The organism is Paraburkholderia sp. A1BS-2L (assembly GCF_051125205.1).
GTDB lineage: Bacteria > Pseudomonadota > Gammaproteobacteria > Burkholderiales > Burkholderiaceae > Paraburkholderia.
Map to the genome: position 1 here is coordinate 2,471,463 of NZ_CP120428.1, position 21,002 is coordinate 2,492,464.

At 66.0% G+C, this 21,002-nt stretch carries 18 protein-coding genes; 14 read left to right on the top strand and 4 right to left on the bottom strand.

Features of this window, described 5'->3' with window-relative positions; translation table 11 throughout:
• The first annotated feature begins 121 nt into the window (after nucleotides 1-121).
• Entirely contained in the window at nucleotides 122-328 is a 207-nt protein-coding gene (cspD, locus tag P5W98_RS11235) for a cold shock domain-containing protein CspD (protein WP_017776809.1), read from the top strand.
• 68 nt (nucleotides 329-396) lie between these two features.
• Here cspD and P5W98_RS11240 read toward each other — a convergent pair whose 3' ends face one another.
• Together P5W98_RS11240 and P5W98_RS11245 are read right to left on the bottom strand one after the other, a co-directional pair.
• Nucleotides 397-2,040: a multicopper oxidase family protein gene (locus P5W98_RS11240; protein ID WP_421024594.1), complete on the bottom strand. Its 1,644-nt coding sequence runs from the start codon at nucleotides 2,038-2,040 to the stop codon at nucleotides 397-399.
• A 149-nt stretch (nucleotides 2,041-2,189) separates the two neighbouring features.
• Nucleotides 2,190-2,546, bottom strand: a complete 357-nt coding sequence (locus tag P5W98_RS11245) for a hypothetical protein (protein ID WP_434715263.1) — start codon at nucleotides 2,544-2,546, stop codon at nucleotides 2,190-2,192.
• A 211-nt stretch (nucleotides 2,547-2,757) separates the two neighbouring features.
• Here P5W98_RS11245 and P5W98_RS11250 point away from each other — a divergent pair, with 211 nt between their 5' ends.
• Entirely contained in the window at nucleotides 2,758-3,339 is a 582-nt protein-coding gene (locus P5W98_RS11250) for a YSC84-related protein (protein ID WP_421024595.1), read from the top strand.
• 137 nt (nucleotides 3,340-3,476) lie between these two features.
• Here P5W98_RS11250 and icd read toward each other — a convergent pair whose 3' ends face one another.
• A complete protein-coding gene (gene icd / locus P5W98_RS11255; protein ID WP_421024596.1) occupies nucleotides 3,477-4,733 on the bottom strand; it encodes an NADP-dependent isocitrate dehydrogenase in 1,257 nt (418 codons plus the stop codon).
• A gap of 299 nt (nucleotides 4,734-5,032) precedes the next feature.
• Between icd and P5W98_RS11260 the strand changes: the two genes are divergently transcribed.
• From P5W98_RS11260 to P5W98_RS11310, 11 genes are all read left to right on the top strand, one after another.
• Entirely contained in the window at nucleotides 5,033-5,629 is a 597-nt protein-coding gene (locus P5W98_RS11260) for a pseudouridine synthase (protein ID WP_421024597.1), read from the top strand.
• 345 nt (nucleotides 5,630-5,974) lie between these two features.
• On the top strand, nucleotides 5,975-6,190 hold the full coding sequence (locus P5W98_RS11265; protein ID WP_421024598.1) for a hypothetical protein: 216 nt from the start codon (nucleotides 5,975-5,977) through the stop codon (nucleotides 6,188-6,190).
• A gap of 195 nt (nucleotides 6,191-6,385) precedes the next feature.
• Nucleotides 6,386-6,916: a DUF192 domain-containing protein gene (locus P5W98_RS11270; protein WP_421024599.1), complete on the top strand. Its 531-nt coding sequence runs from the start codon at nucleotides 6,386-6,388 to the stop codon at nucleotides 6,914-6,916.
• Nucleotides 6,917-7,341: 425 nt separating this feature from the next.
• Nucleotides 7,342-9,450: an elongation factor G gene (fusA, locus tag P5W98_RS11275; RefSeq protein ID WP_421024600.1), complete on the top strand. Its 2,109-nt coding sequence runs from the start codon at nucleotides 7,342-7,344 to the stop codon at nucleotides 9,448-9,450.
• A gap of 91 nt (nucleotides 9,451-9,541) precedes the next feature.
• On the top strand, nucleotides 9,542-10,027 hold the full coding sequence (locus P5W98_RS11280; protein ID WP_421024601.1) for a cupin domain-containing protein: 486 nt from the start codon (nucleotides 9,542-9,544) through the stop codon (nucleotides 10,025-10,027).
• Between the two features lie 37 nt (nucleotides 10,028-10,064).
• Nucleotides 10,065-11,174, top strand: coding sequence for a HoxN/HupN/NixA family nickel/cobalt transporter (locus P5W98_RS11285; RefSeq protein ID WP_421024602.1), 1,110 nt, complete (start codon nucleotides 10,065-10,067; stop codon nucleotides 11,172-11,174).
• 100 nt (nucleotides 11,175-11,274) lie between these two features.
• Complete coding sequence (locus P5W98_RS11290) at nucleotides 11,275-13,044, top strand: ABC transporter substrate-binding protein (RefSeq protein WP_421024603.1); 1,770 nt, start codon at nucleotides 11,275-11,277, stop codon at nucleotides 13,042-13,044.
• A 102-nt stretch (nucleotides 13,045-13,146) separates the two neighbouring features.
• Complete coding sequence (locus P5W98_RS11295) at nucleotides 13,147-14,124, top strand: ABC transporter permease (protein WP_421025257.1); 978 nt, start codon at nucleotides 13,147-13,149, stop codon at nucleotides 14,122-14,124.
• Nucleotides 14,125-14,143: 19 nt separating this feature from the next.
• The gene (locus P5W98_RS11300) at nucleotides 14,144-15,034 is read left to right on the top strand and encodes an ABC transporter permease (RefSeq protein WP_421024604.1); all 891 of its coding nucleotides are present in this window, start codon (nucleotides 14,144-14,146) and stop codon (nucleotides 15,032-15,034) included.
• A complete protein-coding gene (locus tag P5W98_RS11305) occupies nucleotides 15,031-17,301 on the top strand; it encodes a dipeptide ABC transporter ATP-binding protein (protein ID WP_421024605.1) in 2,271 nt (756 codons plus the stop codon). The genes P5W98_RS11300 and P5W98_RS11305 overlap by 4 nt, the downstream gene beginning before the upstream one ends.
• A 570-nt stretch (nucleotides 17,302-17,871) precedes the next feature.
• On the top strand, nucleotides 17,872-18,939 hold the full coding sequence (locus P5W98_RS11310) for a hypothetical protein (RefSeq protein WP_434715264.1): 1,068 nt from the start codon (nucleotides 17,872-17,874) through the stop codon (nucleotides 18,937-18,939).
• A gap of 168 nt (nucleotides 18,940-19,107) precedes the next feature.
• On the opposite strand, the gene P5W98_RS11315 is transcribed toward P5W98_RS11310, so the two are convergent.
• The gene (locus P5W98_RS11315; protein WP_421024607.1) at nucleotides 19,108-19,965 is read right to left on the bottom strand and encodes an aldo/keto reductase; all 858 of its coding nucleotides are present in this window, start codon (nucleotides 19,963-19,965) and stop codon (nucleotides 19,108-19,110) included.
• Between the two features lie 278 nt (nucleotides 19,966-20,243).
• Between P5W98_RS11315 and P5W98_RS11320 the strand changes: the two genes are divergently transcribed.
• The gene (locus P5W98_RS11320) at nucleotides 20,244-20,990 is read left to right on the top strand and encodes a GntR family transcriptional regulator (RefSeq protein WP_213299888.1); all 747 of its coding nucleotides are present in this window, start codon (nucleotides 20,244-20,246) and stop codon (nucleotides 20,988-20,990) included.
• The last annotated feature ends 12 nt before the right edge of the window (nucleotides 20,991-21,002 follow it).

Genomic DNA, 21,002 nt, shown 5'->3' on the forward strand with positions numbered 1-21,002 from the left:
ACCGCCTATATTTTCGAAAAAATGCCGTTGGTGAGCTTGTGAGAGGGGGCGTTCGCACTCTGCGATCGTTTAGCTTTTCGAACTGCTCGTGGTAGTGACATGAGTTACAGGGGAAGTTGGTATGGCAACCGGTACGGTTAAGTGGTTCAACGACGCGAAGGGTTTCGGATTCATCACGCCGGACGAAGGCGGCGAGGATCTGTTCGCTCACTTTTCGGCCATCCAGATGAATGGCTTCAAGACCCTCAAAGAAGGTCAGAAGGTGAGCTTCGAGGTCGTGCAAGGCCCGAAGGGTAAGCAGGCATCGAACATTCAGGCAGCTGCCTGACCTGTTCGGTATCTGTACCTGAGAAACCCGGCTTCGGCCGGGTTTCTTTTTGGGCGGACGATTTTTCGCTAGATCACGCGCAGCGTGCCCATCATGCCGAGGTCCTCATGCTCGAGGATATGGCAATGGAACATGCGCTCGCCCGCGACGTCCTGCACGGTCGCAAGATGCACGCTTTCCCCGGGTTTCACGTTGACCGTGTCGCGCCATGCGAGATACGGCTCGTCCACGCGCTTGGCGCCCGTCTCGCGCGACATTACCTGGAACTGCGTACCGTGCAGATGGAACGGATGATCCATGTCCGTGCGGTTCGCAATCGTCCAATGCTCGACTTCGCCGCGGCGGCTCGTAAGCGTGATGCGCTCGGGATCGTAGATTGTGCCGTTGATCATGAATTGCATACCGCGCGGCATGCCCGATTTTGACGCCCCCGGCTGGTGCATCGCATGCATGTCCATGACTTCGCTGAACACCACGGATTTTTGCGTGAGCGCAGCCGTGGTCTTGCCGCGCGGCGCCAACGGTTCGATCGTGCGCAACTGCGCAGGCAATGCCGCCGCCGCGCCATGCGGCGCGAATTGCACCTGGGCCAATACGGCCGATGGCGTGGGCGGCAGGCTGCCGTGCGACATCGCCATCTTGCGCCGGTCGTACTGCGCGGCCATCATGCGCGCGCGTGACGCGCCCTCGCCCGCGCGCACGATCAGTTCGGCGCGCTCACCCGGCGCGATCAGCAGCGAAGTCACACCCTCGCGCGGCGCGGCAAGCAGGCCGCCGTCGGTGCCGACCTGCGCGAACGCACGGCCATCATCGAACGCCAGCAGCAGATAGCGCGCGCTGCAGCCGTTCCAGACACGCCAGCGCTCGTCGCGCACCACGTCGATGCGCGGCTCGCGCGCGCCGTTCACGAGCACGAACTGGCCTTCCCGACCGTTCATCCAGTCCATCATGCCGTTCTCGGAAATCGTGCCGTCAGCAGCAAGCTTGAGGTCGGATACGAACAGATGGCGCTCCGGCCAAGCCGCAAGCGGATCGCTCGCGGCGCGCACGACAATGGGACCCGCGAGCCCGCGAAACACCTGCTCGGCCGTGTGCATGTGCGGATGCGGGTGATACCAGTAGGTGCCGGCGCTCCCCTTGGGCAGCGTGAACCGGTAGACGCGCTCGTCACCTGGCGCCACGAGGTTCATGGGGTTGCCGTCCTGATCGGGCGGCACGGGCAAACCGTGCCAATGAATCGTGGACGGCTGCGGCAACCGGTTGACGAAGCGGATCTCGACAGTGTCGCCTTCCTGCACGTCGATCAACGGACCGACGCCGGGGCCGGCGTCATCGGCCTTATCGGTCTGATTCCCCGGATCGTATTGCCAGAAAGTGGTAGCCGGCTGCCCAGCGAGCAAGGGCCGCGTCACGGGCCTGGCGATCAGCGTCGCACGAAAATGCCCTGCTTCGCGGCTCTCGTTCACCAGCGTTCGCAACGTTGCCAGCGGCGCGCCGGCGGGCAACGTATCGGCTGCCGCGAGCGGCGTCGGCGCGTGCATCATCGCGCCGGACATCCCGCTCATCCCGCTCATCCCGCTCATCCCGCTCATGCCGGACATGTTGGACATGCCGGACATCGCATGGCCGCTCTGCTGGGCCAGCGCCGCGCGCGCAAACAGCGACGCCGTGGCGGCGCTCAATGCGCCGGACAAAAAAGTTCTGCGTTTCATCGATGAATTCCTCAAACACACCTGACGACGCGACGCGCAATGACAGCGCGCCGCGCATGTGGCCATGGGCTTCGCGTGCGCTCACCGCACGACGAATCCTCTCGGGCCTGCATCGGGCCGCTTCCGCCCATGAGGCGAAGCGCCCGCGTTCAGACGATGGGAGGCGGCAACAGCGGCGCGTGGGTGATGCCCGCGCGCAGTGCAGCGGCAGGCGCAGCGCGTGGGGAGCGCTCGGGCACGCCCGTACCGATGCGCGCGCCGACAGGCGGCGCGGCGCAATGTCCACAGCAGCTCGCAGCGCAATCGCTCGCATGGCCGGCGCAGCGGCCATGCGTGCTTGCCGGCTCTGCGACGCCGCAATGATCGTCCGCCGCAGCAGCCCGATGCGCAACATGCGAAACCGGCGATGAGTTCGCGTCTCGCTGCATGGGCTCGCACGCGCTGGCGCCGCTCAGGGCAAGAAGCGCGAGCAGACCAGCGACGAGGAAGCGACACAGAAAAGTCATGCGAAACGAGACGGCGAATGAACTCAATTGATGGGCGTCATGATAACGCACAGTCGTCGTCGCTGCGCGCACCACATCACACGGCATGCCATGAGTACGACAAAGAAACAGGTAGGAGTGCTCGATAAGATCGCGGCAGCTTCGCCGGTACTGCGCAAGCGCAATGCGCCGATGAACGCTTCCCACAAAATAAAACGGAGCATCACTCACTATGTCATCGAAATCCGTACGCGTCGCGGCCCTGCTTTCGCCCCTGCTCATCGCCGCCTGTTCGGCCACACTGACCGCCGCACCCACGTCCGCAGTCAGCGAAGCGTCGTCGCGCGCGCAACTCGAGCAGTCCGCGCGCCAGGCCTTGCATACGCTTTACGAGACAACACCGGGCGCACGGGCGCTGGGCTCGAAGTCCGCCGGCATTCTGGTCTTTCCGCAGGTGCTGAAGGCGGGCTTGCTGGTCGGCGGATCGAGCGGCAACGGCGTGCTGTTCTCGGCGGAAGGCAAGGTGCTGGGTTACTACAACTCCAGCGCGGTCTCGTGGGGTCTGCAGGCCGGCGCCCAGAACTTCTCCGAAGCCATGTTCATGATGACGCGCGAGTCGATGCAGTATCTCGATAGCTCCGATGGCTGGTCGGTCGGCGTGGGGCCGAGCGTCGTGGTCGCCGATTCCGGCATGGCCAAGGACCTCACCACCACCACCGGGCGCTCCGATATTTACGCGTTCATTTACGGCCAGTCCGGTCTGATGGCCGGACTCGGCGTACAAGGGCAGAAAATTACGCGCCTGAGCGAGTAGCGGATGTCACTCTCCGCATCAATTCGCATATCGAATCAATCGGAATAATTTTCCGGCAGGTCAATGCAAAAAACCCCGACGGCCTTTACGGGTCCATCGGGGTTTTTACGTTGCGGCGCGAACCTGCTGGACTACGCCTACATATTGTCGATCATCACCTGCCCGAATGCGGAGCACGACACCTGCGTCGCGCCCTCCATGAGCCGCGCGAAGTCGTACGTCACACGCTTTTGCAGAATCGACTTCTCCATCGAAGCGATGATGAGATCCGCCGCCTCGGTCCAGCCGAGGTGGCGCAGCATCATTTCCGCCGAAAGAATCTCCGAGCCCGGATTCACGTAATCCTTGCCCGCGTACTTCGGCGCCGTGCCGTGCGTCGCCTCGAACATTGCCACCGAGTCCGACAGGTTCGCGCCGGGCGCAATGCCGATGCCGCCCACCTGCGCAGCCAGTGCGTCCGAGATGTAGTCGCCGTTCAGATTCAGCGTGGCGATCACGTCGTACTCGGCCGGGCGCAGCAGAATCTGCTGGAGGAACGCGTCGGCGATCACGTCCTTGATCACGATGTCGCCGCCCGTCTTCGGGTTCTTGACCTTCATCCACGGACCACCGTCGATGAGTTCCGCCCCGAATTCCTTCTGCGCGAGCGCATAGCCGTAGTCGCGGAATGCGCCTTCGGTGAACTTCATGATGTTGCCCTTGTGCACGAGCGTCACTGAACGGCGCTCGTTGTCGATCGCGTACTGGATCGCCTTGCGCACGAGACGCTCCGTGCCTTCCCGCGAAACCGGCTTGATGCCGAGACCCGAGCTGTCCGGGAAGCGGATCTTGGAAACGCCCATTTCCTCGCGCAAGAACTTGATGAGCTTCTTCGCGCCTTCCGACTCGGCAGGCCACTCGATACCCGCGTAAATATCTTCCGAATTCTCGCGGAAGATCACCATGTTGACCTTCTCCGGCGCGCGCACGGGCGACGGCACGCCCTTGAAGTACTGCACGGGCCGCAGGCACACATAGAGGTCGAGCTGCTGGCGCATCGCCACGTTCAGCGAACGGATGCCGCCGCCCACCGGCGTCGTGAGCGGACCCTTGATCGACACGACATATTCCTTCACGGCGTCGAGCGTCTCGTCGGGCAGCCATACGTCGGGGCCATACACGCGCGTGGCCTTCTCGCCTGCGTAGATCTCCATCCAGTGGATCTTGCGCTTGCCCGCGTAGGCTTTCTGGACCGCCGCGTCGACCACCTTGAGCATGACCGGCGTGATGTCGACGCCCGTGCCGTCGCCCTCGATGTAAGGAATGATCGGCTGATCGGAGACATTGAGCGAGAAGTCCGGATTGACGGTGATCTTCTCACCGCTAGCCGGGACCTTAATGTGCTGATACGGCATGATCAACTCCAGTAGGGGAATCGGTCTGTCGACCGCGAACGTTTCGAAAACGGGATGTGCCCGATTGCAAGGCGGCCGTGCGCGGCGCCAGGGTCTGGTCGTTATTCTAGCCCACGGCCCCATTGCCCGCCCCGCAGGTCATTCATGCATTTATGCTGCGCGGCGCCATCGCCCATCGTGAATGTCCGATGTCTTATATAGGACCCGTTATTCGATGCGGCCCAATATGCATTAATATCGCGGCGCGCCCTGATTCCAGAAGACTCCCATTCCTCACTGGCACGCTCGCCCTATTCCCTATGCGCTTGATCGCCCTCAATAAGCCGTTCGGCACGATTTGCCAGTTTTCGCCGCACGAAACACGCCAGTCGCTTGCGGATTGGGTCAAGACGCCGGGCGTCTATCCTGCTGGCCGTCTCGATGCGGACAGCGAAGGTCTGCTGCTGCTCACCGACGACGGCGCACTTCAAGCCCGCATAGCCGAACCGAAGCGCAAGCTCGTGAAGCGCTATTGGGCGCAGGTCGAAGGCGCGCCCGGCGAGGACGCGCTCGCGGCGCTCGAGCGCGGCGTCGATCTTGGCGATTTCGTGACGCAGCCGTGCCGCGCAAAAAAAATCTCCGATGACGACGCCGATCTCCTGTGGCCGCGCACGCCGCCCATTCGCTATCGCGCGGCGATTCCCACCACATGGATCGAACTCGCCATCAGCGAAGGCAAGAACCGCCAGGTGCGGCGCATGACGGCGGCGGTGGGCTTTCCGACGCTGCGTCTCGTGCGCGTGGCAATCGGCTCGCTCGATATTTTTTCGCTGGGCCTCCCCCCCGGTGCGAGTGTCGAAGTACCCACCGATGCGCCCTGGCGCCGCGCGACACCCACGCGCACGGCACACAAGTGACTGTTGCGTAAGCACTTTTCCGTCATTTACGGCTTGCCGCGTGCGCCGTGCATCGGCGCGTTGCCTCACGAATTTCGCGCGAAGAAAAACAAATGAGGAATTCGCGTCAACCGGTACGCGAAACCATGCGTTATTTCACGCAGATGCCGCCCCGAAGCTATCCGGCATTCAGCCTTACGGGCCCAGCGCAGCAATGCACGGTCCCGACCGCTGGCAGACGCGTTCGTCAATTCGTTCCGAATTTGTCGCTCACGACTGTCAACCGAAAGGTGGATGGCACGTTTACCGACCTGACTCCAATAACCGGGTCACTTGGTTAATCAACTCAAGCTGAGGATTCACAACATGAACAAACTGATCGCCGCTCTGGTCGCTGGCCTCTTCGCAACGGCTGCATTCGCACAAGCTTCGGCTCCGGAAGCAGCTGCTCCGGCATCGGCAGCTCCGGCTGCTGCTGCTTCGACGGCTCACAAGTCGTCGACGCACAAGAAGTCGACGCACAAGAAGTCGTCGCACAAGAAGGCAGCTAAGGCTGAAGCCGCTTCGGCAGCTTCGGAGTAAGCTCGCTGAAAGACGCCTGGAAGAGCGGCGCTTCGTGCCGTTCTTCACCGCGTTCGAAAGGCAGAGTGTCGCAAGGCACTCTGCCTTTTTGTTTATGCATCGTCCGCGTATCGTCCCACTACGGCTGCATGTTTTGACCCGCGTTCGCGGACTCGCGTAACATGCGCGGATTATTCCCAAGCAAGGAGCTCACTCGTGCGATTTTCCCTGCGCCCGCTCATCGCGCGTTGCGCGCTCGCCGTCGCTTTTCCGCTCGCCGCCACGCTCGGCACCTTTGCGGCCCTTACGCTCACCGCGACCGCCACCAGCAGCGCGGCACATGCACAGCAGATGCCGCCCGGCGCCAAGCAGCCCGGCGATTTTCCGCACACGAAGCTCACCGCAGGCATGTTCGTGATCGATGCCGCCGTGGCCGCCAATGACGCGGACCGCGAGCAAGGCCTCATGTATCGCACGCAGCTCGCGCCGAACGAAGGCATGCTGTTCGTGTTCGGCGAGAACGCCGTGCACTGCTTCTGGATGAAGAACACGCTGATTCCGCTGTCGATCGCGTTCATGCGCGCCGACGGCACGATCACCGACATCGACGAAATGCAGGCCGAAACCACCAACAACCACTGCCCGCGCAATAACGGCGTCTACGCGCTCGAAATGAGCAAGGGCTGGTTTACGGCGAAAGGCATCAAGCCCGGCATGAAGATCGACGGCCTGCCGCGGCTGCAGTAAGCGCCCGGGCAACTTTGGCCCGCCCCGGGCGTCCCGGCGCCGATATTGCGCCGCCCCGCCGCCCTCCGAGGCGCATGAGCCGGCTTCCGCAGTTCGCGGCGCCGGCTTTTTTGCGCGCGTGGCGTGCGCCGCTTGTGCGCGCCTGACTCGCGCGCCCAACTCTCGCGCCCCACCCGCCAGGCCGCGCCGCGACGCCCTCCACAAGACGCCTTCTCGGGCTCTGACGCCCTTTCAGCAAAAGCGCCGCGCAAGCGCTATCCTAGTAATCCGCCGCGCGGCGCGCGTCTGCCCGATGCACGTTTAAGCACCTTGAAGCACGCTGAAACGCTCCCGGGCACGCCGCCGCGCGGACCGCCGGGCCGCGCGCAGGCCGCGCCGCGCGCCGCCCGGCACTTTCCATGGCGCGTTATTCCAAGGAGATCACCGTGCCTCGCAAGACTCCCATCGAGCGCTATCGCAACATCGGGATTAGCGCTCACATCGATGCCGGCAAAACCACGACGACCGAGCGCATCCTTTTCTACACCGGCGTGAATCACAAGCTGGGTGAGGTTCACGACGGCGCGGCGACCATGGACTGGATGGAGCAGGAACAGGAGCGCGGCATCACCATCACTTCGGCCGCGACCACCGCGTTCTGGAAGGGCATGGCCGGCAATTACCCCGAGCATCGCATCAACATCATCGATACCCCGGGGCACGTCGACTTCACCATCGAAGTCGAGCGTTCCATGCGCGTGCTCGACGGCGCGTGCATGGTGTACGACTCCGTGGGCGGCGTGCAGCCGCAATCGGAAACCGTGTGGCGCCAGGCGAACAAGTACAAGGTGCCGCGCATCGCGTTCGTCAACAAGATGGACCGCGTGGGCGCGGACTTCTTCCGCGTGCAGCGGCAGATCGGCGAGCGCCTGAAGGGTGTGGCCGTGCCCATCCAGATTCCCGTGGGCGCCGAAGACCACTTCCAGGGCGTGGTCGATCTCGTGAAGATGAAGGCGATCGTCTGGGATGACGAGAGCCAGGGCGTGAAGTTCGAATACGAGGAGATCCCCGCAAACCTCGTCGATCTCGCGCACGAGTGGCGCGAAAAAATGGTCGAGGCCGCCGCCGAGGCCGACGAAGTGCTGCTCGAGAAATATCTGCACGACCACGAGAGCCTCACCGAAGAGGAAATCAAGGGCGCGCTGCGCAAGCGCACGATCGCCAACGAAATCGTGCCGATGCTGTGCGGCAGCGCGTTCAAGAACAAGGGCGTGCAGGCGATGCTCGACGCCGTGATCGACTATCTGCCCTCGCCCGTGGACGTGCCTGCGATTCTCGGCCACGACCTCCAGGACAGAGAGATCGAGCGCCATCCGAACGACGACGAGCCGTTCTCCGCACTCGCGTTCAAGATCATGACCGACCCGTTCGTCGGCCAGCTGATCTTCTTCCGCGTCTATTCGGGCGTGGTGAATTCGGGCGACACGGTGCTCAACGCGACGAAGGACAAGAAGGAGCGCCTTGGCCGCATCCTGCAAATGCACGCGAACGAGCGCAAGGAAATCAAGGAGGTCCGTGCGGGTGACATCGCGGCGGCGGTGGGTCTGAAGGAGGCCACCACGGGCGACACGCTGTGCGATCCGGCGCACGCAATCGTGCTCGAAAAGATGATCTTCCCCGAGCCCGTGATCTCGCAGGCCGTCGAGCCGAAGACCAAGGCCGACCAGGAAAAGATGGGCATCGCGCTCAATCGTCTCGCGCAGGAAGACCCGTCGTTCCGCGTGCAGACCGACGAGGAATCCGGCCAGACCATCATCTCGGGCATGGGCGAACTGCACCTCGAAATTCTCGTCGACCGCATGAAGCGCGAGTTCGGCGTGGAGGCCACCGTCGGCAAGCCGCAGGTCGCGTATCGCGAGACCGTGAAGAACAAGGTCGAAGATGTCGAAGGCAAGTTCGTCAAGCAATCGGGCGGGCGCGGCCAGTACGGTCACGCGGTCATCACGCTCGAGCCGCAGCCGCCGGGCAAGGGCTACGAGTTCGTCGACGCCATCAAGGGCGGCGTGATTCCGCGCGAGTTCATTCCGGCCGTCGACAAGGGCATCCAGGAAACGCTCAAGGCGGGCGTGCTCGCGGGCTATCCGGTAGTCGACACCAAGGTGACGCTCACGTTCGGCTCGTACCACGATGTGGACTCGAACGAAAACGCGTTCCGCATGGCCGGCTCGATGGCCTTCAAGGAAGCGATGCGCAAAGCGAAACCGGTTCTGCTCGAGCCGATGATGGCGGTGGAAGTGGAAACGCCCGAGGACTTCATGGGCAACGTGATGGGCGACCTCTCCAGCCGGCGCGGCATCGTGCAGGGCATGGAGGACATCGCGGGCGGCGGCGGCAAGATCGTGCGCGCCGAAGTGCCGCTTTCGGAGATGTTCGGCTACTCCACGTCGCTGCGCTCGCTCACGCAGGGGCGCGCCACCTACACGATGGAGTTCAAGCACTACGCCGAAACGCCGCAGAACGTGGCCGAAGCGGTCATCAACGCGAAGAAGCAATAAGGCGTGCGCGAAGCGCATGACTCGAAGCCCGTCCCGCAAGGGGCGGGCTTTTTCACAGCTTTGCATGGGGCCGGAGTAAGGAGACACGACCATGAGTCACGACCATGAGCACGCGCCCGACTGGCGCGAGAACGGCGTCAAGGTGATACGCGGCGACCAGCTCGACACGAACACGGCGCAAACGCCCGGCATGAACCGCGCTGCCGCAATCAATGCGGCGCGCGTGGGCGCACAGAAAATCTGGGCCGGCACAGTGACGATCCATCCGAACGCGAAGACGGGCGCGCATCATCACGGCGCGCTCGAAAGCGTGATCTACGTGCTGCGCGGCCAGGCGCGCATGCGCTGGGGCGAGCACCTCGAATTCACCGCCGAAGCGGGCCCGGGCGACTTCATCTTCGTGCCGCCCTACGTGCCGCACCAGGAGATCAACGCGAGCACCGACGATCCGCTCGAATGCGTGCTCGTGCGCAGCGACAACGAGGCCGTGGTCGTGAATCTGAACATCGACGCCGTCGAAGCGCCGGAAACGGTCTATTGGGTCGATCCGATTCATCGCCATCCGCACGAACCTTGAGACCGCATTGAAACCTCGCATTGAAACCTCATAGCGCATGACATTGTCCGCCCCGCCCGCTTCAGCCAAATCGCTGCGTCCGCGCCTCATTGCGCTTTACGCAGCCCTGATCGGGGCCAACATCGCGGCGTGGGCGTGGGCGCTGATCGCGTTGCGCCACTATCCGCTGCTTATCGGCACCGCCGTCATCGCCTACGGCTTCGGCCTGCGCCACGCCGTGGACGCCGACCACATCGCCGCCATCGACGCCGTCACGCGCAAGCTCATGCAGCGCGGCGAGCGGCCGCTCGGCGTGGGCCTCGCGTTCTCGCTCGGACATTCGAGCATCGTGATCGCGGCCACGCTCGGCATCGCGCTCTCGGCGCTCACGCTGCAGGGGCGCTTCGAGCAGTGGCACGAGATCGGCGCGGCTATCGGCACGCTGGTGTCGTCGGGCTTCCTGCTCGTGATCGCGGGCATGAACCTCGTGATCCTGCGCGACGTCTGGCGCCGCTATCGCCGCGCGCATCGGGACGACGCCGAAACAGCCGAAGCAGCCGTGGCGAGCGCTGAACCGATGGCCCCCGCCGGACTCCTCGCGCGCGCGCTGCGGCCGCTTTTCGCGCTCGTGAGCAAGAGCTGGCACATGTATCCCGTGGGCCTGCTGTTCGGCCTCGGCTTCGATACCGCCACCGAGATCGGCCTGCTCGCCATCGCCGCCGCGCAAGCGGGCAAGGGCTTGCCGATGGTCTCGATCCTCGTGTTCCCGGCGCTTTTCACCGCCGGCATGACGCTCGTCGATTCCACCGATAACGTGCTGATGGTTCACGCCTACGGTTGGGCGATGGACGATCCGAAGCGCAAGCTCTACTACAACGCGAGCATCACGCTCGTCTCGGCGCTGCTGGCTGTCATGATCGGCGGCGTGGAAGCGGCGGGGCTTATCGGCGCGCAGCTCGGCGCGAGCGGCGGCCTCTGGTCGGCCGCCGCCGGCGTGAATGCGCACTTCGGCGAGATCGGCTACGCGTTCGTCGCGCTCTTCATCGCGTGCTGGATCGGCTCGGTGCTGTTCCACCGCTGGCGCCGGCCCGGCCTCGTTGAACTGGCTACGCAATCCGGTACAACCCCGGCTACGCCCGTATCGGCGGGCATGGCCGAAAACGCCTAAACTAAGCACTATTCGTCGTCTGCCGTACCGCATGCCGCCGTCGCGGCCGCTTCCATCGCGGCCGCGCCCTTCCACGGAACCGCACCGGAAACCCGCGCCGATGAAACGTCAGCAGTCCAAGCCGCCCCGCCGCCTCTCGCTCTCGAAGCCCGCTTTACCGCAAGAGTCCCCCCCGCCTGACTCGCGCGAACCAGCGCAAGGGTCGTGCTCGACTGCGGCCGCTTCCTTCGACGCATTGCGCGCCCGTGCAGGCGCATACGGCAACCACGCCATCGACGAGTTCCTCACCGGCCGGCTCACGCGCCGCGAGTTGCTGCGCTATGCCGGCGCGCTCGGGCTGTCGAGCCTCGCGTTGGCAGGCAGCGGCCTCGTCGCGCCGCGCAGCGCGCGCGCCCAGGCCACGCGAGGCAAGCCGGGAAATCAGACCATCCGCGTTGCCCACCTGATGCCGGCGGGCGCGGTCGACCCGCTCACGGTGACCGACGCAGGTGCGCTCTGCCTCCTGAACCAGACCGGCGAATTCCTCGCCAACGACGACGCCGACGGCCATCTGCAACCGGCGCTCGCGCTCTCGTGGCAGCCCAACGCGAGCGCCGACGTCTGGACCTTCAAGCTGCGCCCCGGCGTGAAATTCCACGACGGCCAGCCATTCGGCGCGAAGGACGTGGTCGCCACGTTCGATCGCCTCGCCGACCCCGCGAGCGGCTCGGCGGCGCTCTCGGTGCTCAAGGGCGTGCTCTCGAAGGGCGGCACGAAGATGGTCGACGAGCACACCGTCGCGTTCCATCTCGACGCGCCCAACGGCAACTTTCCCTACTACGTTTCTTCGGACAACTACAACGCCGTGCTGCTGCCCGCGAATTACGCGGGCAATTACGAAAAGAGCTTCATCGGCACCGGGCCGTTCAAGCTCGAGCGCTACGAAACACGGCGCGGCGCGAGCTTCGTGCGCAACGACGCTTACTGGGGCGAGAAAGCGCTGCCCGAACGCGTGCAGTTTGCGTTCTACGCCGACGAGCAGGCGCAGATTCTCGCACTGCAGGGCCATCAGGCCGATGTCATGGGCACCTTTACCGTGCAGGGCGGCATCGGCATCCTGAACAATCCCGACTTCAAGGTGATCGGCGTGCGTTCGAGCGCGCACCGGCAGATCCACATGCGCAACGACGTGCCCACGTTCAAGGACAAACGCGTGCGCCAGGCGCTCGCACTCGCGCTCGATCGCGACGTGATGGTGCGCGGGCTCTTCAAGGGCCGCGCCGTGGTGGGCAACGACAGCCCGTTCGCGCCGATCTTCCCGTCGACGGCCGGCACGGTGCCCCAGCGCAAGATCGATGTTGCGAAGGCGCGCCAGTTGCTCGCGCAGGCGGGCGTCGCCAATGGCTTCGACATCACGCTCACGACCGAGAAGTACATGGAGATTCCCGATCTCGCCGTGGTCGTGCAGAACGCGGCGAAGGCGATCGGCGTGCGCATCGCGCTGAAGGTGGAGAGCCAGTCGCAATACTACGGCGCGGGCACGTATGGCAAATCGGACTGGCTCGACGCGCCGCTCGGCATCACGGATTACGGCCATCGCGGCGTGCCGAACGTGTTCCTCAACGCGCCGTTCACGAGCGGCGGCACGTGGAATGCTGCGCACTTTCGCAATGCGCAGTACGACAAGCTGGTCGCGCAATTCGCGGCGACGCTCGACGTGGCCGCGCAGAAGCAAGTGGCCGCGCAGATCCAGACGCTGCTGCTCGATGAAACGCCGGTGATCATCCCGTACTTCTACGATCAATTGATCGCGCAACGCACCGCGCTTTCGGGCGTGCATTTCACCGCGCTCGCACAGCTCTACTTCGACCGCGCGACGCTCGCGGCGTAAGCGTCGCGCAACGCCTGCCATGCGCGCATCTGGAGTCCGATGGCTACACCGCTGACGAGACCGCCCGAATTGAACCCTCGCGAGCCGCTCGGCGCACACCCCATGCGCGGGGTGCGCGGCAAGGGCGTCGCGCGTTTTCTCGCGCAGCGCGCCGCATGGGCGCTTTTCACGCTCTGGCTGCTTTCCGTGCTGGTGTTCGCGGGCGGCCAACTGCTGCCGGGCGACGTTGGGCGCGCGGTGCTCGGCCCGCTCGCCGACGCGCGCGCCGTAGCAGCGCTCAACCACGCGCTCGGCGCGGACCGCCCGCTGCTCGACCAATACGCCAGATGGATCGGCCATGCATTGCGCGGCGACCTCGGCACCTCGTGGACCTTCCACCAGCCCGTCGCGCCGCTGGTGGGCGATGCGCTCCTGCAATCGGCGAAGCTCGGGCTGCTCGCGTTCGTGGTAGTCGTGCCGCTCGGCATCGGCGGCGGCGTATGGGCCGCGCTGCACGGCGGACGCTGGCTCGACCGGCTCATCAGCACGCTGGGGCTGTGCGCGAGCGCGGTGCCGGAATTCGTCTCATCGATCGCGCTCATCCTCGTGTTCGGTGTCTGGCTGCGCTGGCTGCCGATCGAGGCCGTCGCGCCAGCGGATGCGGGCGTGCTCGACACGCTGCGCCACCTCGTGCTGCCGGTGCTGCCGCTCGTGCTGGTGTTCTTCGGCTATCTTGCGCGCATCGCGCGCGCGGGCATGCTCGACGCGCTCGAAGCCGACTACACGCGCACCGCAGTCCTCAAGGGCCTGCCGCGCCGCGTCGTGATCGTGCGCCACGTGCTGCGCAACGCACTGCTGCCGAGCGTTACCGTGGCGGCCACCCAGCTCGGCTATCTGATCGGCGGGCTCGTGGTGGTCGAGTCGCTATTTCGCTATCCGGGCATCGGCTCGCTCATCTACAGCGCAGCGAAGGCGAAGGACTTTCCGTTGCTCGAAGCGGGCGTGCTCACCGTAGGCCTCGTCTACACGCTCGCGAATCTCGTAGCCGACCTGTTGCACGCGCTGTTCGATCCGCGGCTGCGCGCGCAAACGGGTTCTTGACGGGCTAACGGGGATACGCATGAACGATACGGTATCCGAATCGATTAACAATGCGACCTCGCACGAGGCCGAAGCTGGCGCGCCGCACTTCGTGGCCACGTTGCGTCTTTTGCTGCGCTCGCCCGCGTTCGTGCTGGGCACGCTGATTCTGCTCGCATGGATCGTCTGCGCCCTCGCGGGCGCCTGGATCGCGCCTTACGACGCCTATGCGTCCGACCCGCTCAGCTCGCTGCTGCCGCCCGAGCGCACGCACTGGTGCGGCACTGACCAGCTCGGCCGCGACATCTGCTCGCGCGTGATCGTGGGCGCGCGCGACATTCTTACGATCGCACCGCTCGCCACCTTGACGGGCACGCTCGCGGGCACGGCGCTCGGCCTCCTGACCGGCTATGTCGAAGGTTGGGCGGGCACGCTCGTCGCACGCGCGCTCGACGCCGTGCTCGCGCTGCCCCTCGTGATCGTCGCGCTGCTCGTGCTCGCGGCCGTGGGCGCGTCGAACCTCGCCGTCGTGCTGGTGATCGGCATCACTTTCGCGCCGCTCGTCGCACGCACCGTGCGCGCGGCCGTGCTCGCCGAGCGCCATCTCGACTACGTGGCCGCCGCACGGCTGCGCGGCGAGCGCGCGCACTACGTGATGTTTGCAGAGATCTTGCCGAACGTCTGGCCGCCGATCGTTGTTGAAGCAACGGTGCGCCTCGGCTACGCGATCTTCGCGGTGGCGACGCTTTCGTTTCTCGGCTTCGGCATCCAGCCCCCTTCGGCCGACTGGGGCCTCGCGCTCGCCGAGTCGTACGCACTGCTCGCGGGTGGCGCGTGGTGGACCGTCGCCTTCGATGCACTCGCGATCGCATCGCTCGTGGTGGCGGTCAACCTGATCGCCGACAGCCTGCGCGAGGAGCTCGACTCATGAATGCCGTGCGCCCCGCCCTCGCCACCTTCCACGCACCGCGCGCCGACGATGCGCTCGCGCTGGTCGGCCTCACGGTGGCCTACCGCGTGCGTGGCAAGGACCGCGACGTGCTCACCGACGTGTCGCTGCGCATCAGGCGTGGCGAAGCGTATGGCCTCGTGGGCGAATCGGGCTGCGGCAAATCGACGGTCGCGCTCGCCGTGCTGCGCTATCTCGCACATAACGGCCGCGTGAAGGCGGGGCGCATCGCCATCGCTGGCGAGGACGTGCTCTCGCTCGATCGCGAAGGTCTGCGCATGCTGCGCGCCCACAAGGTGTCGATGGTCTATCAAGATCCGGCCAGCGCGCTGAACCCGACGCTCACGATCGCCCGCCAGCTGAGCGAGGCTTTCGAAGCCGCCGGGGCACACCCCGCCGACGCGCTCGCGCAGTCGCATGCGATGCTCGAGCGCGTGCGCATCGCCGACCCCGCGCGCGTGATGGCGAGCTGGCCGCATCAGCTCTCCGGCGGCATGCAGCAGCGTGTGGTGATCGCGATGGCGCTCGCGTCGAACCCGGCGCTCCTGATCCTCGACGAACCCACCACGGGCCTCGACGCCACCGTCGAGGCCGAGGTGCTCGCGCTCATCGCACAACTGCGCGCGGAGCTCGGCATGGCGGTGTTGCTCATCAGCCACGACCTGGCCGTGATCCGCGGGATGTGCGAGCGCATGGGCGTGCTCTACGCGGGACGCCTCGTGGAGGAAGGCGCAACGCGCGACGTGTTCGCGCGGGCGCGCCATCCGTACACGGTGGGGCTGCTGCGCTGCCTGCCGGCGCCGGGCCGCAACAAGGCGCATGGCGCGCTGGACACGATTCCCGGAGAGCTGCCGGCCCCTGGCACGCTCACGCATGGCTGCGTCTACGCTCCGCGCTGCCGTCTCGCTGACGCGCGTTGCCGCGAGCACGCGCCGCCGCCGCATCGCATGGAAGCGGCGCACGGCGAGCAGATGTCGCGCTGCCACTATCACGAGCGGGCCATCGAGCTGCCGGTCGCCGAGAGTGCGGACCACGCGAACGTCGCCGATATGCGCACCGGTGCACAGACCATTGCTCCATCAACCGGACAGTCGAATCCGCAGACAAACGAACCGGCTGAGGAAACGCCGTGCGCACCGCGCGCACACGAGGCGAAAGTGGTCCTGCGCGCGGCCAATGTTTCGCGCACCTTCGGCCGCGGCGAGCACGCGCAGCGCGTGCTCGACGACGTCTCGCTCGAGTTGCGCACGGGGGAAACGCTCGGCCTCGTCGGCGAATCGGGCAGCGGCAAGACGACACTCGCGAAGCTTCTGCTCGGGCTCCAAGCCGCCGACCCGGGCGGCACCCTCGAACTCGACGCACAGCCCCTCGCGGAGCGTCTCGCGCAGCGCGACGCCAGGCAGCTGCAGGCGTTGCGCATCGTGTTCCAGCATCCTGACGCCTCGCTCAATCGTGCACTGCCAGTAAGGCGGCTGGTGGGCCGCGCGCTCGCCCAGGCACGGCGCGCAGGCGCGGGCGATGCATCGAGCGCGCGATCGCGCGAAGCGGCAGAGGAGCCCGCGGACGAAACTGCAGGCGGGACTACAGACCAAAGCGCCGAAGCCCGCAACGCGGCGCGCATTGCCGCGCTGCTCGAAGCGGTGCGCGTGCCGGTGCGCTACCTCGCAGCCCGCGCGCGGCAGCTTTCGGGCGGCCTCAAGCAGCGCGTGGCAATCGCTCAGGCGTTCGCGGGCGAACCGCGTGTGGTGATCTGCGACGAGCCGACCTCGGCGCTGGATGTCTCGGTGCAGGCCGCCATCCTGAATCTGCTGGCGCGCCTGCAGCGCGAGCACGGCGTGAGCTATCTGTTCATCTCACACGACCTCGACGTAGTGCGTTATCTCGCGGACCGCGTCATGGTGCTCTACGCGGGCCGCGTGCTGGAGAGCGGCCCCGCGAGCGCCGTGCTCAGCGGCCCGTGCCATCCGTATACCGAAACGCTGCTCAATCCCGGCATGCTCACGCGCGAAACATCCACGAGCCATACCCTCGCCGGCACGCCCACCGGCGACATACCGCGCAACGCCACCGGCGGCACGACAGGCTGTGTCTTCAGCGCGCGTTGCCCACGCAAGCTCGGCGCGATCTGCGACGAAGCCGCGCCGCCCTTCGACGCGGATGCCCACGGTCATTGCATCCGCTGCCACATTCCGGCCGAGCAGCTGCGCACGCTTCAAGCCGAAACGGCCTCGGCACAACCCCACTCCTGAGCCGCGCGAAGGTCAGACGAAATTCGTTGCGTTGTCCAGTTTTGCAACGCGAATCGCCAGGCACTCCGCACGCGTTTCATCGTCGAAACGTTTTCCGTTAATTTTTCCGCCCCATAGCCATAGAGAAAGTGTTAAGTCCTCGTCACGCGGACTTGCTGGACCGATGGCACGGAACTCGCTAAATCGGCACCAGGCATCCGGCCTGCGCCCAGCGCTGTGAAATCCAGATGGAATGGGGATGAGGCGCGCGGTTTCTCGCGCCGGGCGAACGGATGGCCGGCAGCACGGCACACATGCTTTGCGCCGCCTCCGTAACAGTCCGCGGCAGTCAGCAAGGATTCCTGACTGAATCGGTCATCCGGTGCAAACGCATCCGGGTGCCGCTCTTACCGCCCGCGCCGGCGAGGCTGTGCCAACAGCGCACGGCATGAAGCACGCGTCGGCGCGGTGTCGGCACCAAACGCTGCTGGCCTGACGGGGAACGGCGTCTGCGCATCAGCGATGCAGCGCCGGACGCAAGGCGTAAGAGAAGCGAAGCGGGTACACGCTATCGCTTCCGGGGAGAAAGTAATGAACAAAACAATTTTTAATCAGCATTACTACGGGATCAGTCGGGGGCTCGCAGTCGGTGCAATCAGCGCAATCGGCGCTGCTGGCGCGAGCGTGTTCCTGCCGGCCGTCGATGCCCATGCCGCCGACAACGCAACGGCTCCAAGCTGGGTGATCGTCGCCGAAGCCGCGCTGCCTGCGAGCGGCGCGGCCGGCACGATGGGCGCCGGCTTGCCGGTCGAGGACACGTCGCCGGGCAATCCCGCGCTCAAGTCAGCTACGTCGGACGCCACCGGCCATGCCCCGGGCGCGGATACCGTTGCCGCCGACCGGGCAAGCGCAGCAGCCGACGCCGCCTTTGTCTTCGAGCCGAGGAACTGCTACGCGGCCACCAGCGGCAACTGCGGGCGCGGCGGTAGCGGCAACGGACCCACTTCGAGTTCAGCGAGCGCTGGAGGCAGTTCGGGCTCGGGCTCGGGCTCGGGCTCGGGCTCGGGCTCGGGCTCGGGCTCGGGCTCGGGCTCGGGCTCGGGCTCGGGCTCGGGTTCGGGCTCGGGTTCGGGCTCAGGCTCGGGTTCGGGATCCGGCTCTGGCCGCGGCAGTTCAGGCGTCGGCGGCGCGACCAGCGGCTCCAGCAACTCGGGCGGCGGCGGCGGAAGCAACGGCGGCGGCGGAAGCAACGGCGGCGGCGGAAGCAACGGCGGCGGTGGAAGTAACGGCGGCGGTGGAAGCAACGGCGGCGGTGGAAGTAACGGCGGCGGTGGAAGTAACGGCGGCGGTGGAAGTAACGGCGGCGGTGGAAGTAACGGCGGCGGTGGAAGTAACGGCGGCGGCGGATCGAGCGGATGCGGTTGCGGCGGCGCTCACGGCGGCCCGTCGGGCGGACCTTCAGGAGGCCCCTCAGGCGGTTTCGGCGGTGGTTTCGGCGGTGGTTTCGGCGGTGGTTTCGGCGGTGGCTTCGGCGGTGGCTTCGGTGGTGGCTTCGGTGGTGGCTTCGGTGGAGGATTCGGCAAGGGGGGACCGTCGGGCGGCCCGGGCGGCGGGTACGGCGGCGGCTCCGGTGGCGGCAAAGGCGGCGGCGGTCACTGAGTTCGCACGGCGGTGCGAGCATGCCAACGCAACCACTCCGAATTGGCGCGACGGCCGGTCGCGTCATTCCAGGCATCACGGCGGCGGTCTCCTGGTCCCCCGGCCGGGCGCCGCCGCCGGTGGCCGGAAGCCTCCGCACTCTTGCGGCCTGTCCTGACCTCTACCGCGCTAAAGCATCTCCAGCGGCCGCTTGCTGCGCGGCGGCTTGAAGTAAGCGTCCAGCATCGCGTGGTCCTCGGCGCTCAGCACGAGGTCGAGCGCGGCGCGATTGTCGCGCACGTGATCGACGCGTCCCGCCTTCGGAATCGCGCAGACGTTCGGCTGACGCAGCACCCACGCAAGCGCAACCTGATAAATCGACACGCCATGCCGGGACGCGATGTCGTCGAGCGGCGAGCGCCTCGGCAGCCGCGCATGATCGACGGGGCTATACGCCATCAGCGGCATGCCGTGCGCAGCGCCCCAGGGCAGCAGATCGTACTCGGGGCCACGCCGCGCGACGTTGTAGAGAATCTGGTTGATTGCGCAAGCGTCGCCGCCGGGGACCTCGAAGAGTTCCTCCATGTCCTCGGTGTCGAAGTTGCTCACGCCCCAGTAGCGGATCTTGCCTGCGCGCACCAGCGCTTCGAACCCTTGCACCGTTTCTTCGAGCGGCACGCCGCCGCGCCAGTGCAGCAGATACAGATCGAGCCTGTCGGTGTTCAGGCGCCTCAGGCTCGCCTCGCAGGCGCGCTCGACGCCGCGCCGGCTCGCATTGTGCGGATACACCTTGCTGACGAGAAATACGTCCTCGCGCAGCCCTTGCAGCGCTTCGCCGACGAGCGTTTCGGTCGCGCCGTCGCCGTACATTTCGGCAGTGTCGATGAGCGTCATGCCGAGCGCGACGCCTTTGCGCAGCGCGGCAATTTCGTCGGCGCGGCGCGAGTTGTGGTCGCCCCCCCGCTCACCCATTTCCCACGTGCCCTGCCCGAGCTTTGCGATGCGTTCGCCGCCAGGCAGCGCGATACTGGCGATATCCGTTGTCATGTAGTCTCCTGTGTCGGCAGGCGTTGGTGCTTCAGCACTTTGCGATCCGGAATTAGCGCTTTGGCGCTTGCTCCGGTCTCATGCAGAGCTCTCCTGCCCCATGCAAAGCTCGCAAGCCAGGCCCTTGTTCCCGGCCTCATGCGAATCTGCGCTTGCAGCAAACGGCCAGTGTATCGCCTCGCGTGGCCCCGGGCCATGTGCCGACGAGTAAGTCCATCATTTCCTCGCCGCGCCGCCTATGACATAAAATTGCCGTTCGCTTCTCACGCCTGCCTCCCATGAACGCCTCCACGGAAGACCGCTGGCGCGGCCTGCGCCCGGACCCGGACAACGACACGCCGCTCTATCTGCAGCTCGCCCGCAAGCTGACCGATGCCATTCACGAGAACCGCTGGTCAGCCGGCGAGGCGCTGCCGTCCGAGCGCGTGCTCGCCGACGCGCTCGGCGTCTCGCGCATCACCGCGCGCAAGGCCATCGCGCTGCTGGTCGAGCAAGGCATGATCCGCCGCACCCAGGGCGCGGGCAGCTTCATCACGCCGCGCTATGAAGATCCGCTCTCGCGTCTCACGAGCTTCAGCGAGATGCTGCGCCAGCGCGGCTTCACGCCGAGTTCGCGCTGGCTCTCGCGCGAGATCCAGCCCGCGAGCCGCGACGAGGTGATCCAGCTCGGCCTCTCGCCCGCCGCCGCCGTGACGCGCCTGAAGCGTCTGCGTCTGGCCGACGGCATCGTCATGGCCGTCGAGAACTCGACCTTCCCCGCCGCGCTGATCCCCGACCCGAGCGCCATCGGCGACTCGCTCTACAGCTTTCTCGAACAGCGCGGCCTCGCGATCGTGCGCGCGCTGCAGCACTTTCGCGCGGTCAACGCAAGCGAGGAAATTGCGCAGCAGATGAGCATCGCGCCCAACGAAGCGCTGCTGCTCATCACGCGCGTGGGCTATACCGCCGATCAGCGCGCCATCGAGCTCACCGACACGTACTGTCGCAACGACTACTACGACTTCGTCGCGGAATTGCGCAAGTAAGGCGCGAAGCGA